Raw genomic sequence first — 17,143 nt, 5'->3', positions numbered from 1 at the left:
CTATGCCCAAACGATAGCAAATACTTAACTGTAGTTGAATTAAAGAATATTTTATGATTAATAATATTATCGCTTATTCGATCAGGAATAAGCTAATTATAGGAGTGTTTACGCTAGCTATAATTGTGATGGGGATTTGGAGTATGTCCAAAGTCCCCATAGATGCCGTACCGGATATTACCAATAATCAGGTGCAAATCATTACGCAGGCACCTAATCTGGGAACCGTAGATATTGAACAATTTGTAACCTATCCGGTGGAGGTTTCAATGTCTAATTTACCAGGAGTAGCAGAAATCAGATCTATCTCTCGATTCGGACTTTCTCTGGTTACCGTTGTTTTTGAAGATGATATGGGAACGTATTTACCCAGACAACTGGTAGCAGAGAAGTTAACCGAGGTGGCTTCAGAAATACCAGAGGGTTTTGGAACACCTGAAATCGGCCCAATTTCAACAGGTTTGGGAGAAATCTATCAGTATTCTTTAGAGGTAGATGAAGAATATCGAGATCAATATTCTTTAAGTGATTTGCGAACCGTTCAGGATTGGATTATCAGACGTCAAATGGCCATGGTTCCGGGTGTTGTTGAGGTAAACGCCTTTGGAGGAAATATAAAGCAATATGAAGTGGCTGTGAGTCCGGAGAAATTGAAATCCCTGGGTGTAACCATGTCAGAAGTATTTGAAGCCTTAGCAGCTAATAATCAAAATTCGGGTGGTGCCTATATAGAAAAAAATCATCAGGCCAATTTTATTCGTGGGGAAGGGTTAGCCAGAAGCCTGGATGATATTCGTAAAATCGTTTTAAGAACGGAAAATAATATCCCATTGACCATTAATGATGTGGCTACTGTGCAATATGGGAAGGCGATTAGATATGGCGCATTAACCAAAGATGGTGAGGGTGAAGCTGTAGGAGGAATGATCTTGATGTTGAAGGGTGCGAATTCCAATGATGTGATTGAAGCGGTTAAAAACAGAGTTGAGAAAATTCAGAAATCTTTACCAGAAGGTGTGCGTATAGAACCATTTTTAGATCGAAGTAGATTAATTTCAAATACCATCGGTACGGTAAGCACAAACCTCATTGAAGGGGCGCTTATAGTGATCTTTATATTGGTGTTCCTTTTAGGAAATTGGAGAGGAGGTTTGATTGTAGCTTCAACCATTCCATTGTCGTTACTTTTTGCATTTATCCTAATGAATGTGTTTGATGTATGGGCCAATCTGATGAGTTTAGGAGCCATTGATTTTGGAATTATTATCGATGGTGCGGTAATCATTGTAGAAGGAACCGTATTTCTGTTACATGAAAAGGTGGTGAAAAACCATCAAATGGATACGAAATCCAGAGATGCGGTGGCTATCGAATCTTCTTCTAAAATGATGAATTCGGCATTTTTTGGCCAGTTAATTATTCTCATCGTATTTATTCCAATCCTGGCGCTTCAAGGTGTAGAAGGGAAGATGTTTAAGCCTATGGCATTGACTTTTATGTTTGCGATGATGGGTGTGATGATCCTTTGTCTCACTTATGTGCCCATGATGTCAGCATGGTTCTTAAAGGTAAGTCCTAAAAGCCAACCATCTCCGGGAGATCGGTTGGTGAAATATTTAGAAAATGCCTACGAAAAGGTGCTTCAGAAAACGATGTATTATTCTAAAGCAATGATTATTTCTGCTTTGACTTTATTGGCTTTAGCTGTATTTAGCTTTATGCAATTGGGTGGAGAGTTTATTCCTAAATTAGATGAAGGAGATATTGCCTTTCATGTGATTCTTAAACCGGGAAGTTCATTGTCCGAGACCATAGAAACCACTACAAAAGTGGAGCAGATTGTAAAGCAGAATTTTCCTGAAGTAGAGCATGTCATAAGCCGGATTGGTGTAGCAGATGTTCCTACGGACCCTATGCCGATGGATATCGCAGATTGCTTTGCGATTCTTCAACCTAAAAGTGAGTGGAGACCGGGAATGACTAAGGAAAAGCTGATTGCTGAGCTTAAATCGGAAATAGATCAGATTCCAGGAGTAAATTATGAGTTTACACAACCTATAGAGATGCGATTCAATGAGCTTTTAACCGGAGTTCGTGAAGATGTAGCGGTGAAGTTGTTTGGAGAGGATTTAGACGTACTGGCTGTAAAAGCTGAAGAAATGGGGCGTTTGATTTCCACAGTTGATGGTGTAGCGGATATGAAAGTAGAAGCCACCAGTGGGTTACCTCAGATTACGATTAAGTACAATCGTTACAAATTGGCACAATACGGATTAAACGTTTCTGATTTAAATGAGATTATTCAAACGGCATTTGCTGGGAGCAAAGCCGGAGTCATATTCGAAGGTGAAAGAAGATTTGATATGGTTGTGAGATTAAATCAATCCTTTCGTGATGGAATTGATCATGTAAAGAATCTTTATGTATATCTGGAAAGTGGGGCGCAGATCCCTCTAAAAGAGGTAGCGGAAATCAGTTATGTTTCCGGCCCAATGCAGATCAGTAGAGACAATACCAATAGACGAACATATGTAGGTGTGAATGTGCGTGGAAGAGATGTGAAGTCTGTGGTAACCGATATTCAAAATAAACTGGAAAGTCAATTGGAGTTACCCCCCGGATATTATATCCGTTATGGAGGTGCATTTGAAAATTTTGAACGGGCTACCGGAAGATTAAAGGTGGTAGTACCAGCTGCATTGGGTTTGATCTTTATCCTGATCTTCTTTGCGCTACAATCTGTAAAACAAACATTGATGATTTATATGGCCATTCCTCTGGCTGCTATTGGAGGAATATTCTCCTTATGGTTGCGGGATATGCCATTTAGTATTTCAGCAGGAGTAGGATTTATTGTACTGTTTGGTGTAGCCGTATTAAACGGATTGGTTTTGATTAGCGGTTGGAATGAACTCAAACATGACCAAAGTCTGAGTTTATCGGAACGAATTCGCATTGGAGCAAAGAGACGAATCAGACCGATTCTATTGACTGCATTGACTGATATATTCGGCTTTTTGCCAATGGCTATTTCAACCTCGGCCGGAGCTGAAATTCAAAGACCATTAGCTACGGTAGTTATTGGAGGAATGATCACTGCTACATTTTTAACACTTTTTGTATTACCAATTTTATATAAATGGATGGAAAATAAAACACAGTTTAAAGTTACAATTCGTAAGAGTGTTGGCGTATTTCTGATCTGTTCCGTTTTCTCTTCAGTTTCAATGGCACAATCCTCACCTGATTCTTTGGTGTTAAGTGATTTATCAGATGTGATTTCAGTGGGATTGGCTAGTAATGGGAATGTTTCTGTAGCTCGTCAGGGAGTAGCAATGGAAGAGTTGGGAAAAAAATCAGCCTGGAATCTGGGAAAAACGAATGTGTTGTTTCGATACGGGCAGTATAATAGTTATCGAAACGATTTTGCAGTAGAATTAAATCAGAGTTTAAGTTTCCCAACAGTTTATGGAAAACAAAATAAACTGGCTAAAGAACGAATTGCAGGAAGTCAGGCACAGCTGGATATTTCTAAAAATGAATTACAGCAAAAGATCAAACAATCCTGGTATCAATTGTCGTATTTGTTGGAGCAGAAAAAGCTTTTGGAATATCAGGATTCTATTTTTCAACGGTTTGCTTATGCTGCCCATGTACGTTACGAAACCGAAGCATCCACCTATTTGGAAAAAGTTACAGCGGAGACAAAAGCAATGGAAGTGAAGAATAATCTGAATTTAATTCATTCGGATATTATCATTGAAGAAGAGCAGTTACGCGCATTGATACACGATACGGTTGGCTGGAAATTTGAACCGAAAATCTTTGAAGAAAGAGACTTTTCAGCTTTGACCGATTCACAGCAAATTCAACAAAACCCAATGCTAAAATATGTGGTGCAACAAATTGAAATAGCGCAAGCGGAAAAAGAAGTAGAATTGGCTAAAAGCTTACCTGATTTACAAATCGGATATTTCAATCAGTCGTTAGATGGTTCAAGACTCAGCAATGGAGATTTAGCAGTGTCTTCTGACCGTTTTTCAGGGATTCAAGCCGGAATATCTATTCCGATATTCTTTGGCTCATATAAAGCAGATGTACGTGCAAAGAATGTTCAGAGAGAAATGGTACAAACGCAAGCCGATTATTATTCTCATGTTTTGCAAAACGAATACGATAAGCAACTGCAACAAGTATTGAAATATGATTATAGCTTGAAGTATTATAAACATACCGCATTGCAACAGGCTGATTTGTTAATTGAAAACGCGCAAAAAAGCTATGAAAATGGAGGGATTGGATACATTGAATACTTCCAGAGTTTAACGCAGGGACTTCAAATGAAGTTCGGTTATCTGGAAACATTAAATGCGTATAATCAGTCGATTATCAATTTAGAATATCTATTGGGAGTTCAGTAAAAAAGAATTAAAATGAAATCAATTATAAAAGTATTAATGGTTATGTTTCTGGGAAGTTATTTGTTGATAGCTTGTAATCCGGAAAACTCGGAAGATTCGCATGAACATGATCATGCGGGTGAAACTGATGAACAACATGAACACAGTGAAGGACATGAAGACAAGGTGCATTTTACGGCTCAACAGTTTGCTTCTCTAAATATGAAAGTAGATACCATTCGAAAAAAGAATTTGTCTACATATGTAGAAGCGAATGGACAGCTGGAAGTACCTCCACAAAATGAAGCTACAGTATCAACTGTAATTGGTGCAAATATCACCGATATTAAAGTTATTGAAGGAGATCAGGTATCTAAAGGACAAATATTGGCTTATGCAAGTCATCCCGATTTAATTCAATTACAAACGGATTATATTGATGCCTGGAATCAATTGGAATTTAAAGAAGAGGATTATAAACGCCAAAAGAAACTTTATGAAGAAAAGGTGGGTTCTGGAAAGGAGTTCCAAAGAGTACGTGCTTCCTATCAGTCTTTAAAAGGAAGAGTTTTGGGATTGGAAGCGCAACTGAAATTGTTGCATTTAAATCCCCAAAATGTTTTGGCTGGAAACATTTCTGAAAAAGTTGCGATTAAATCTCCAATTAATGGATTCGTACGTTTGGTTGAGGTGAAAATTGGCCAATATGTAGCACCTCAAAAGGAGTTGTTTGAAATTGTGAACATTGACCACGTTCATGCGGACTTTATGGTATATGAAAAGGATATCGCATTGGTAAAAGAAGGGCAGATGATTGCTTTTAATGTGGAGAGCAGCAAAGAGAAGACCATATACGCTGAGATTTATTCAGTAGGGAAAAACTTTGAACAAGATCCGAAAGCGGTTCATATTCATGCAGAGATTGAAAATAAAGATGGTATGTTACTTCCTGGGATGTATATCCGTGGACGAATTATTGTTGATGATCAGAAAAATCTGGCATTGCCACAAGCCGCTGTTGTACGAGAAGGGAATAAGTATTTTATCTTCACAGCTCAGCAGGAAAATGAAGGGCAAGTTACCGAATGGGAGTTTAAACCCATAGAAGTTAACGTAGGAGTAACAGATGATGATTGGGTGGAAATAAAGCCGCTTCAGTCTATCGCAGCCAATACTTTAATCGCGTACAACAATGCGTATTATCTAATGGCAGAAATGAAGAAAGGAGAGGCAGAACATAGCCACTAAAAGATTTTAAATTAGAGAAGCCGATTACTTGTAGTCGGCTTTTTTTGTTAATCACTGTATTGTAATCTGTGAATGTCCATAGTATCTTAGCCACTTGAAAAAGGCGTTAGGAATACTGGTTTTGATATGTTGCTGTTTGAATGGAATAGCGCAGCAAAGCATACAGGTCGTTAATCCCGATGCTGTAATTGCATATGCCAATTATCCACAAGATTGGAGACCAGATACCTTAAGTTCTAAAAGAGTTAAAATTGTGGGTATTTCTTCGGCTGCATTTTATGGGATTACCATGGGAGGGTTATATGCCACATGGTACAGCCAATATTCAACTGGAAAATTCCACACTTTTGATGACAATGGAGAATGGGAAGGAATTGATAAAGTAGGGCATACTTTAACTGCATATCAATTGTCTTTATATGGGCGAGAAGCTTTGTGGTGGTCAGGAATGAATAATACCAGATCTACGTTATATGGTGCCGGATATTCCATGTTGTATCAAACCACCATTGAAGTTATGGATGGATTTTCGGAAGGGTGGGGTTTTTCCTGGGGAGATATGGCCGCAAATACTGTTGGAAGTGGACTATATGTAGCACAACAATTGACCTGGAAAGAGCAAAGGTTTGCCTTAAAGTTATCCTACAGTCCATCAGAATATGCGCAGTATCGTCCTAATTTATTGGGAAGCTCCTGGAACGAAAGGATGTTGAAGGACTATAATGGACAGACATACTGGCTATCTGGAAACGTTGGATCGTTTTTACCATCGTCTTCAAGATTTCCCAGGTGGATCAATGTCGCTTTTGGATATGGTGCGAACGGGATGATTGGTGGACATGAAAATCCTACCGAAATTGATGGAGAACCGCTACCATATTTCGAACGGTACCGACAATTTTATTTTTCAATGGATGTGGATTTTACACGAATTCCAACCCGATCTAAATTTCTGAAAACCGTATTTATTGCTTTAAGTTGGGTGAAGATTCCATTTCCGGCAATTGAAATGAATACCAAAGGAGAAGTGATTTTTCAGCCGTTAATGTTTTGATTGATTTTAGCTGATTTGATGAGTTTTTTTAAAGAGTTTTTGATGCCCGGAGAAAGCTCATCGATATAATGATCCTGACAAAAGAATCCCATTTCATTTTTTAGCTCGGGATAGTTTTCTGCGACCTGAACCATGAATCTGAAAGCTATAATTCTTACTGAAGGACTTTTAGAAACATCTTCCCAAATAGTTGCGCATTTATCAAATAAATAACCTTCCTGATCCTCATCAATTTTCATTTTAGATAGCACCTTCAGAAGCTCCCTTTGATGGCCATCTTCAACACGATCCAGATGTTGAATATATTTTTCAATAAACGAACGAATTCGCTCATCATCTTTAGACATACAATGATTGATCACCCAGGCCGCTCTCCAGGCTTGAGGTTTTAAGTTGGATATTGAAATTTCAAGAGTTTTATGGAATTCGGCAGGATTACTTTGGATATGCGTGATAAACTTCTCCTTACTGAATCGGCCTCCTAGTATGTCTTCTATTGAATTTTCCATTTCGTGTGAGGCTACGAATGTATTAAATCCATTGAATGTAAAGTAAAACCAATAGAATAATGATAACCGGACCAATCAACCCAATTAATACACCACCGTGTCTAAAGTCTCTTTGATCAATTCTTCCCGTACTAAATGCAATAGCATTTGGAGGTGTGGAGATCGGTAGAAATAATGCAGCCGATGCGCTTAAACTAATTACCAAAGGAAGTGTTAACGGATCGTTAGGAGCCAGAATAATGGCAATTGGAATAAGAATGGTAGCCGTGGCTGTATTACTCATGAAATTAGAGAATACAATAGTCAACACCGAAAAAATTAAAACCATTGCATAAAAGTTGAGATCAAAGTCTTTTAGCAGACTGACGTAGTATTCTGCTAATCCAGTTTCTTTTATAGCTAATCCTAATGATAAGCCTCCTGCCACTAGCATTAAAGTGTCCCAGGGTAATTTACGTACTTCCTCACCAGATACGATGCCAAACATGGTTAAAGCAATAATGGGTAAAAAAGAAATCATCGATGCAGGTATTCCATGTACATTTCCAGTGAGCCAAAGGAGTAGGGTGAGAAGTAAAATGCTGGAAACGATCCGTTTTTTGACTTGAAAGATTCTTGAATTGCTCTCTTTATCCAAATGATCTAAAAATGAAAGATCAATAGTGGAGACTTTTGGAACATATTTTTGAATGAGAAATAACCAAAAAATAAAAACGAGAACCAGTGAAGTAGGAAAACCGATCACCATCCATTCCAAAAAACCAAATTGAATTCCATGATTGTTTAAAGCTTCCACAGCTATCGCATTGGGCGGTGAGCCAATGATAGTTCCCATACCTCCCAAAGAAGCCGCAGCTGGAATACCGATGAGCATCGCTTTAGCAAATGGCGCATCTTTTTTGAGAGTATCCAAAAACGGCAATATCGCTGCAATCATCATGGCAGTGGTAGCCGTATTAGACATGATCATAGAAAAAATGGCTGTGACCAACATGATCCCTAAAAGCACATACCTGGGACGGGTTCCGAATTTTGAAATAGTGACTCTAAACAATGTTTTATCTAATCCTACCTGTCGCATGGATTCTGCCATAAAGAAACCTCCGAGCATTAACCAGATTACACTATTAGACCAGGTTTGAACGTATTTCATGACGTACTCAGTGGCATTTTCGGGATCTACTTTTTGATAATGAGAACCCAGCGCGAAGATGAGAAAGCCCACTATGAATAGCCCGACTGCAAAGGGAGGTACTGCTTCGGTCACCCATAATCCAATGGATAAGAAAAGTAAAAACATAACATATACCTGTGCCTGATCTAATTCCGGATCAGATAACCAATAGGTTAAACCGAAAGCCATAATAATACTGAGAAGGAAGTAGATGACCTTTTGCTGAATATTTAGAATATCCTGACTGTTATCAATATACTTGTTGGATGCAATTCTTGAATCTCCCATACTTTGGAAATAAGACGCAAAATTAACGAACCAAAGAGATTAAATAAATGGATAAATATGTTGTTTGTAGATGACTCTGGTCGCTTTTACATTGAAATGACTTTATGTATCATCCGTTCCAAAGGTCCGGTTTTGTAGCGTTTTAACCACAGATGTGCAAATACAATACAACCCAGAGAAAAAAGAACGGCATAACTCATTGAGAATGTAATGGTGTAGGTGCCTAAACTATTGGGGTAAATAGTTTCCATTAATCCCATACCTAGCACGACATGCGCCACATAGAATGTCAAAGCCAATTGACCGGCTTGAGCCAAATACTTAATGATGACATGAGATTCAAATTTTTGTGAAATGTAAATACATGTAGAAATAATAAAAATAGCGATAGATGCCCCTGAAATCATATAGATGGGTAAGGGAGGCATTGGACTGGTGCCTAATATTTCTGAAAGCTCCTGAGCAATTTCCGGTTGACCATCAGCAAGTAGGTAAATAACCGTTTTAGAGATGATTTGGATGCCAATGAAAATTCCGAGACTGATTTTCATAGACTTTAAGATAAATGGAATAGAATGTAAGGCATTTCTTCCCCACCATAATCCTATTAGCATAAACGCTGTCCATGGAATTACCGGATGGAAGCCATTAAAAAAAAGATTATACATAAAACCTTTAACGGTCCAGAATTGATTGTATTCGTAATTGGTAAAATCCCAGAAACTTTCGTAATCCATAAAAAGCATCAAAACTGGAAACAAGAAGACCAAAGCAATAGCCGTCCATAAGATGATATTACTTTTTTTACTGATTAACAGGATCGTGATTGGAATATATACACCATAAAAATGTAAGATATCTGCAGGCCATATTGGAATATAAGAAATCCCGATAACGAATAAGAGTAGGGCACGTTTTAAGATTTTATTTCTACGCGAAATAAGCTGAGCTGTATGTTCCGGAGCCAACAAATTTTTGGTTGCAAAAGCTATTCCTACACCTGCTAAAACAACAAAGGTGGCAGCTGCCTTACCATCAAAAATACTGGAAATCTGGTATAATGTTTCAGAACCGGAATGTCCAAAAACCATTTTAAAGTTAACGATGATCATCCCAATAACAGCCAGCGCTCGAGCCACATCAATACCTACAATTCTCTTATTCATTTTGTAAAGTTGAATTCGAAACAAAAACCTTGTCAGATATTAAACCGTTGCATGAATCAGTTTCTTATCGATCTTTAGGGTGGATGTTGATGTTCTTTTGTTTGCGTTTTGAGAATTGATCAAAATCAATGGGCTTGAAAACTACTCGCGTACCAGCAGGATATTTTTGAAGTCCACCCTTTGGGCGAATTGGTCTTTTTTCAAAACCTCCACCGCAATTCGGACATACATTTTCCAGGATTTCTTCCACGCAGGTTTTACAAAATGTACATTCATACGTGCAAATCATGGCTTCCTCACTATCCGGAGGAAGTGCACGATTGCAGTTTTCACATGTGGGGCGTAATTCTAACATCCTACATAGTAATTAAAATTAATAGTATAGAGATTAGGGCCGGTAATGCCTGAACAAAAAATATCTTCTTAGCTGCGGTGATTGCCCCATAAATGCCAGCAATAGCCACACATGACAAGAAGAATAGAGATACGTTTATTTTCCATTCAGGATTGGATATAAAAAATGTCCAGATTAATCCTGCGGCTAAAAAGCCATTATACAAACCTTGATTTGCAGCCATAGTGGTAGTAGGTTCAAATAAATCATCCGGAAAATGCTTAAAAACTTTTTTACCACGGGTATTCCAGGCAAACATTTCAAACCATAAAATGTAGATATGGATGAATGCAATGAGTGCGATTAAAAATTGAATAATATACTGTATCATAAATCTATTTTGATGTGAATTTCCAAACCCCTTCATGCTGATCCATAATATCTGATCTGACCATTTTTTGAGTCCGGAATTGACCATTTACATACATGGCAGCCTGATCATCATAATGTGGATTCATAAAGTTTCCAGAAGCTCCAGTTGGATTAATACTAATGGAATTTTCGAGATCATTAAAGTCCAATAAAATTCTCATTGCCGGACCAGATCTGGAAATATAGATACCTTCAGGATTGAGTTTGAAAGCAATTTTATTTACAACTTCCTCACCACCTCCAGCAGGGAATGGTCCCACATTGAAAACACGGTCCATCGGTTCTTTTTTGCCTATCGGATGCGGATGTTCAATGAAATGAACTTTGTTCCAATACCACAGATTTGGATCATCACCCAATTGCGTGACTAAATCCGTAACCGTTTTTGAAAAGACGCTATTCAGAACATCTGCTTCAGATTCTATCGTATCGGTATGAATATCATCCCACCATTTTGAAGAATCGTTTTGGAGTAGAGGTGTAATACTTCTTAAATACATATGAGTAGCGAGCATCAAGCCAAATTTACGTTCTCCAAGTTCATCTGAAAGTGTATGGAGTAAAGTGTTGTAAATCATTTTGTAGTAGATCGTTGGTCCAATTTGTTTCGGACCATGTGCGCCATTCCAGGAGGTTAGAATTTCAAGGACTTGTTTTTCGGCATCTGTTTGTGGCTGGATGTAATTGGCCATAATTTTTACATTTTCCGGATAGAATGGTGAAGTGTCGTCCATCACCAATTCTTTCATGGCATCTATGTCCCAATCATCTTTTTGAGCGATTCGATCGGCAATCACTTGATATCTGGCTCCACGGTAATAATATCCCGGAAAGAAAATTCCGTTAACCGAATCAGGTGGATTGTTTGCAGAAACTACAAAGTTGTTGTCCGGATTGATATTATGTGGATTAGACGAAAAGTCGTAAAATCCTAATGGATCATCTTTTCCAGTGCTACCATCTAAAATGATTTTTCCAGAAACATGTGGCGGACGATGAATCAACTTGGCAGCACCATACCAACCGATATTGCCTTCGATATCGCCATACATAATGTTAAGTCCAGGCGAATCAATTTCTTCGGCAGCTTTTTTGAAATCACTAAAGTTTTTTGATGTGGATAGTTTCGCAATGGCATAAATTCTTCTATCAGTCACATGGTTCGCAACAAACCACATAGAAACTGGTTTGGACAAATCTTCTTTAAATTGATCCAGATTGCTGATGATCGGACCATGTGGAGTAGTGGTTACTTCGAAAATAACCGGCTCTTGATCTTTTACATTTAATGTTTCAGAACGTGTAATTAAATCGGTCCACTCGTTTTTGTAAAGCACCTTACCATCTTTGATGGTTTCTCGATATAAATCTGTTCCGTCAGCAGGGAATATGGTCAATCCCCAGGAATGATGATCGTTATGAGCGACTAAAGGGTAAGGAACACCAGCTAAGAAATTCCCATATAATTTAAGATCGGGTGTTTCCATATGAACTTCATGCCATACGGATGGTTGTGCAAATCCAATATGCGTATCATTTGCAAAAAGCACTTTTCCCGATTTTGTTTTCTGACCGCTAATAACCCATGAATTGGAACCATAAAAAACAGGAATAGGTAACTTTTCTAATGCAGAAGTGATGTGCTCAGAGATAGATGTGAAGTCAGTGGTATCAGGTAACGAATCAATCTGACTTGGAATATCAACATCTAAATCAGAACGCGTTAGAGCTAAATCGTTGAGGTAATCAGCTCCCAGGTTATGGTAGATCCAATCATATAAAGGTTCATTTTTGAGTTCCATGGAAAAACTAAATCCCATATATCCTAAAATACGATAGATATCGGTCAGAGTAAATTCGGTTTTTGGAATTCCAATAATTTGAAATTCAATTGGGGTTTTACCTTCCTGAATGTATTGATTGACACCATCAATAAAAGCGTAAACGTTTTTCTTTACCTCTTCGGGAGCTTCTTTTTCAAAAGCGATTGCTGCACGTTTGGCATTCTCATTAAGTCCAACTGTTCGGATGTATTTGTCCGCGGGGATGAGGTCTTTCCCTAAAATTTCACTTAAACGACCACCACCAACTCTTCTTAAAAGCTCCAGTTGAAATAAACGATCACTAGCCTGAACATAACCGAGCATTCTAAATGCATCTTCATCATTTTGCGCATAAATATGCGGAATGCCATAATTATCGAAAACGACTTCTGCAGGTTGCTGCAAATGCGCCAGTTGAATATCCTGATTATAATCTTTAACTGTAGACTTTAGATAGAGTAGAATGGATAGGGCCGCAATGACAATTAAAGCAAATAACCCAAAGAATATTTTTCGCATATGTAAAGAATTAATCTAAGATCTCTTTAAAAACTAAAGTGAACGTAGAACCTTTACCGCTTTCTGATTCAACTGAAATAGTTCCATTAAGTTTTTCAACGAAACTTTTGACAAGAAATAATCCCAAACCGGTGGATGGCTCCGTTCGAATAGTTGATCTGGTAAACTTATTGAACCGATCAAAAATAATGGATTTTTCTTCTTCTTTAAATCCTTGTCCGTTATCCTTGATTTTAATAATCAACTCATTATCCTTTTTAAAGGCAGAAAGTTTAATCTCTTTGCCCTTTTCAGAATATTTGGTGGCATTGGAAAGTAAGTTGTCCACGGCACTTTGAATCATTTCTCTATTGGTATTAAATAGAATTTCGTCATCAAAGTCAGAAGTAAGAATCTGATTTTTTACTGTGACTATAGGAGTTAACTTTTCCATGGAGTTTTTCAGAAGCATGGATATATTGATTTCATCGATATCATAAGACTCCATATTTTCCAGCTTATAGATATCTAAAATATCTGAAATCAAGTCCAGACCTCCATGCACCACTTTGTTGGATGTATCCAAAAACTCCTTTTGTTTATCTGTTAGGTTTCCGGAAGCAGTAACCAAATGGTTTAAACTGTGAATAGATGAGAAAGGTGTACGTAAATCATGTGCTAAAAGACTCATAATCCGATCTTTTTCCTCCGCATTTTTCTCAAGAGCTTCGTGTTTGGTTTGTAGTTCCTGCTTTTGAGTTTCGATTTTTACTTTTTGCTCATTAGTTTGTCGATACAGATTCTCAGATACAATTTTTTGTTTATGTAAATTGTTTCTGGCAATCACGGAACCCATCAGCACAATAACCAGTAAAACAGCGATAAGGGAGATTAAGATCAATGCTTGTTTATCATTCTTTTGTGTCAACTGGATCAGTTTTAACTCTTGTTGATTGGTCATCAATTCAATTTCATTCTGCGCTTCTGCATATTTTTTCAGGTTTTCACGCGATAAAATGGAATCAGAAACCTGTCTGTATTCCGCAAAAATCTCTGGTAATGTGTCATAAACTTCCTGCTGGTAATACAGTTCAAATAGGGATTTGTTAATACTCTGTAAGTAGTACAGTTGTTGGATATTACTACTATGTTGTTTCGCAAGATTATAATAATAAATAGCACTATCCGGTTGGTTGGTGATTTTATAAATCACAGCAATATTATACGTCACCACTGCATTTTCAGCCTGATTACCGGATACCCGATCAATTGCATAGGATTTTTTCAAGTATTCCAGAGCTGTTGCGGTATCATCAATAGCCAAAAACAGCTTTCCATAGTTATTGTAGGTGGTAGAAACTAACTGCGGATCCTCAACTGTATTCGCCAATGCCAGAGCACGTTTGTATTTATCTTCCGCATCAGCATAGTCTCCATCTTCAGTATTTAATATGGCCATAGAATTTAACAGATGAATTGTTTTGGTGGTATCACCAGCTTCAATCATTAAGTCATATGCCTTCTTTAGATGTGAGTGAGAGAGTTCTCTATTTGCAGAATGATCATAATGTGTAGATAGATTGAAATGAACCACTCCTTGTTTGATCGGATCATCCAACGTAATGGCAATCGCAAGAGCTTTTTTAAAACATTCTAACGATCCCAAATAGTCCGCCTTATCCAAATAAAAACTTCCAAGAGAATTATTAATTGAAAAATGTAAGTCTGTATTTTGGTCTACATATTTCAGCGCTTCAATTGAATGCGCAATTGCATTATCAAAGTTTTCCTCCCCATTATAACTCATAGCCAGGTCATAATGTACCTGAGCATAGCTGGAATCCAATGTGCCCTGAGATTTCATTTCATTCGAAACCTTAAGCAAGCTGTCAATATGGTTATTTTGAGCTTGCCCGATTTGAAAAATCAGGGACAATAAAAACGAAAAAATAAGTGGTGTATACGATAGGATGGGGGATTTGATAATGCGCATAGGTTCAATTCAATTGAGTGGTAAAAGTATCTAAATTTTTAAATAGAAAAACTGCCTCAGATAAATCGAATAAAAGATCAACTAATGCGTTGAAAATTGACCTTCAGATTTATTCAAAAATTGGGTGATTAAATGAAGAAATTAAAGCTGTTAAATAATGCATGAGAATTGTTGGGGACGCTTAAAATACTAATTGATTGAAAATGATTAAAGTGTGAATTTTAAAGCAAAGAATTATAAAATAATTATCGAAAAAACGGTTCAATACTTTGTTAATAATTGTATCAACTTTTAGTTAGAAAAACTGAATGAAATCAATATTTTTAGCGCAATTTTGATATTCATGGCAACAGAGACAAACTATACCGAAGATCATATAAAATCACTTGACTGGAAGCAACATATTCGACTAAGACCCGGGATGTATATCGGAAAGCTTGGAGATGGAAAAAGCTATGACGATGGGATCTATATTTTGCTCAAAGAGGTTCTCGATAACTCCATTGATGAGTTTGTTATGGGGAATGGTCGCACCATTGAAGTGAGTATTAAAGAAGGACTGGTAAAAGTTCGGGATTATGGACGTGGAATTCCGCTGGGAAAAGTAGTGGATTGTGTATCTAAAATGAATACCGGAGGAAAATACGATAGTGCAGCCTTTAAAAAATCGGTAGGATTAAATGGGGTTGGTACCAAAGCCGTAAATGCATTATCGGAGTTCTTTTTGATTGAATCGTTTAGAGAGGGAAAAACCAAGAAAGCGGAGTTCTCCATTGGGGAGATTGTAAATGATGCGGAGGTGATTCCTTATTCAGGAAGAAAAGGTACGAAGACGACTTTCAAACCAGATCCAAATATATTCCCGAACTATCACTACCGTTCGGAGCATGTGGAGAGTTTGATTTGGAATTATGCTTATCTGAATCGTGGATTGACCATTTTGTTCAATGGAAATAAGATTCAATCTGAAAATGGTTTGAGAGATCTTTTGACCAATAAATTATCTGCTGAGCCACTATATCCAATTATTCATTTGGAAGGAGATGATATTGAAATTGCGATTACACATACGAATAGTTATGGAGAGGAATATTATTCGTTTGTAAACGGACAATATACCACGCAGGGTGGAACACATCAAAATGCGTTTAGAGAGGCTTATATCAAAACGATTAGAGATCACTTTGGAAAGAATTATGATACGGTGGATATCCGTTCAGGTATTTCTGCTGCGATTAGTGTAAAAGTGATGGAGCCGGTTTTTGAGTCACAAACCAAAACCAAGTTAGGTTCAAATGATGTGGGACCAGATGGACCAAGTATGCGTGTATTTGTATCGGATTTTATATCAAAACGCCTGGATAACTTTTTACATAGAAATCCGGAAGCAGCGCAGGCTATTCAAAAGAGAATATTACAATCAGAAAGAGAGCGTAAAGATTTAGCTGGAATTAAGAAATTGGCACGGGATCGTGCGAAAAAGGCAAATCTACATAACAAGAAACTTCGTGATTGCCGCTTGCACTATAACACTAAAAAGGACGGAATAGAGGAAACTACACTTTTTATTACTGAGGGAGATTCGGCTTCCGGGTCTATTACTAAAGCAAGAGAAGTCAGTACCCAAGCCGTTTTTAGTTTAAAAGGGAAACCTTTAAACTGCTATGGGCTGACTAAGAAAATTGTTTATGAGAATGAAGAGTTTAACTTACTTCAGGCAGCGTTAAACATTGAAGATGGGTTAGATGGGTTGAGATATAACAAGGTGGTATTGGCCACTGATGCCGATGTGGATGGGATGCATATCCGTTTACTATTGATTACTTTCTTCTTACAGTTTTTCCCGGATTTGGTAAAGAGTGGCCACTTATACGTTTTAGAAACACCTTTGTTTAGAGTAAGAAATAAGAAAGAAACCATTTACTGTTATTCGGATGCGGAGAAACAAAACGCTATCCAAAAATTAAAAGGAAAACCGGAAATCACACGATTTAAAGGTTTGGGTGAAATTTCACCAGATGAGTTTAGAGCCTTTATCGGAAAAGACATCAGATTACAGCCGGTGATCGTAGGAAGAGATACCCCAATTAATAATCTTTTAGAGTTCTATATGGGTAAGAATACCCCGGACCGTCAGAAGTTTATTATTGAAAATCTGAAGATTGAATTAGACGTAGAAGAGGAGTTGGTAAAGTAGGGAGTTTTAACGAATTGAAATGATCGA

At 37.5% G+C, this 17,143-nt stretch carries 11 protein-coding genes; 4 read left to right on the top strand and 7 right to left on the bottom strand.

Translation table 11 applies throughout. The annotated features are described in order from the left end of the window. The first annotated feature begins 53 nt into the window (after window positions 1-53). The 3 genes from KFE94_00635 (at window position 54) to KFE94_00625 (ending at window position 6,702) form a co-directional block, all read left to right on the top strand. The gene (locus KFE94_00635; GenBank protein UTW66650.1) at window positions 54-4,421 is read left to right on the top strand and encodes a CusA/CzcA family heavy metal efflux RND transporter; all 4,368 of its coding nucleotides are present in this window, start codon (window positions 54-56) and stop codon (window positions 4,419-4,421) included. Between the two features lie 12 nt (window positions 4,422-4,433). Beyond that, entirely contained in the window at window positions 4,434-5,648 is a 1,215-nt protein-coding gene (locus tag KFE94_00630) for an efflux RND transporter periplasmic adaptor subunit (GenBank protein UTW66649.1), read from the top strand. A gap of 94 nt (window positions 5,649-5,742) precedes the next feature. After that, the gene (locus KFE94_00625) at window positions 5,743-6,702 is read left to right on the top strand and encodes a DUF2279 domain-containing protein (GenBank protein UTW66648.1); all 960 of its coding nucleotides are present in this window, start codon (window positions 5,743-5,745) and stop codon (window positions 6,700-6,702) included. On the opposite strand, the gene KFE94_00620 is transcribed toward KFE94_00625, so the two are convergent. The 7 genes from KFE94_00620 to KFE94_00590 all read right to left on the bottom strand — a co-directional run bounded on the left by KFE94_00620 (window position 6,684) and on the right by KFE94_00590 (window position 14,919). Beyond that, window positions 6,684-7,211 carry a hypothetical protein gene (locus KFE94_00620; protein ID UTW66647.1) on the bottom strand — a complete coding sequence of 176 codons (528 nt, stop codon included), beginning with the start codon at window positions 7,209-7,211 and terminating at the stop codon, window positions 6,684-6,686. The genes KFE94_00625 and KFE94_00620 overlap by 19 nt on opposite strands. A gap of 22 nt (window positions 7,212-7,233) precedes the next feature. After that, window positions 7,234-8,673, bottom strand: a complete 1,440-nt coding sequence (locus tag KFE94_00615; GenBank protein UTW66646.1) for an SLC13/DASS family transporter — start codon at window positions 8,671-8,673, stop codon at window positions 7,234-7,236. An 86-nt stretch (window positions 8,674-8,759) separates the two neighbouring features. Further along, the gene (locus KFE94_00610) at window positions 8,760-9,839 is read right to left on the bottom strand and encodes a DUF418 domain-containing protein (GenBank protein UTW66645.1); all 1,080 of its coding nucleotides are present in this window, start codon (window positions 9,837-9,839) and stop codon (window positions 8,760-8,762) included. A 64-nt stretch (window positions 9,840-9,903) separates the two neighbouring features. After that, on the bottom strand, window positions 9,904-10,194 hold the full coding sequence (locus KFE94_00605; GenBank protein UTW66644.1) for a DUF1272 domain-containing protein: 291 nt from the start codon (window positions 10,192-10,194) through the stop codon (window positions 9,904-9,906). Between the two features lies 1 nt (window position 10,195). Then, a complete protein-coding gene (locus KFE94_00600; protein UTW68181.1) occupies window positions 10,196-10,561 on the bottom strand; it encodes a DUF1304 domain-containing protein in 366 nt (121 codons plus the stop codon). Window positions 10,562-10,568: 7 nt separating this feature from the next. Beyond that, entirely contained in the window at window positions 10,569-12,947 is a 2,379-nt protein-coding gene (locus KFE94_00595) for a penicillin acylase family protein (protein ID UTW66643.1), read from the bottom strand. Between the two features lie 10 nt (window positions 12,948-12,957). Further along, the gene (locus KFE94_00590; GenBank protein UTW66642.1) at window positions 12,958-14,919 is read right to left on the bottom strand and encodes a tetratricopeptide repeat-containing sensor histidine kinase; all 1,962 of its coding nucleotides are present in this window, start codon (window positions 14,917-14,919) and stop codon (window positions 12,958-12,960) included. A gap of 343 nt (window positions 14,920-15,262) precedes the next feature. On the opposite strand from KFE94_00590, the gene KFE94_00585 reads away from it, so the two are divergent. Beyond that, window positions 15,263-17,116, top strand: coding sequence for a type IIA DNA topoisomerase subunit B (locus KFE94_00585; protein ID UTW66641.1), 1,854 nt, complete (start codon window positions 15,263-15,265; stop codon window positions 17,114-17,116). The last annotated feature ends 27 nt before the right edge of the window (window positions 17,117-17,143 follow it).

The organism is bacterium SCSIO 12643 (genome assembly GCA_024398135.1).
Lineage (GTDB): Bacteria > Bacteroidota > Bacteroidia > Flavobacteriales_G > Salibacteraceae > CAJXZP01.
This window is presented reverse-complemented; position numbering and strand designations above follow the sequence as displayed.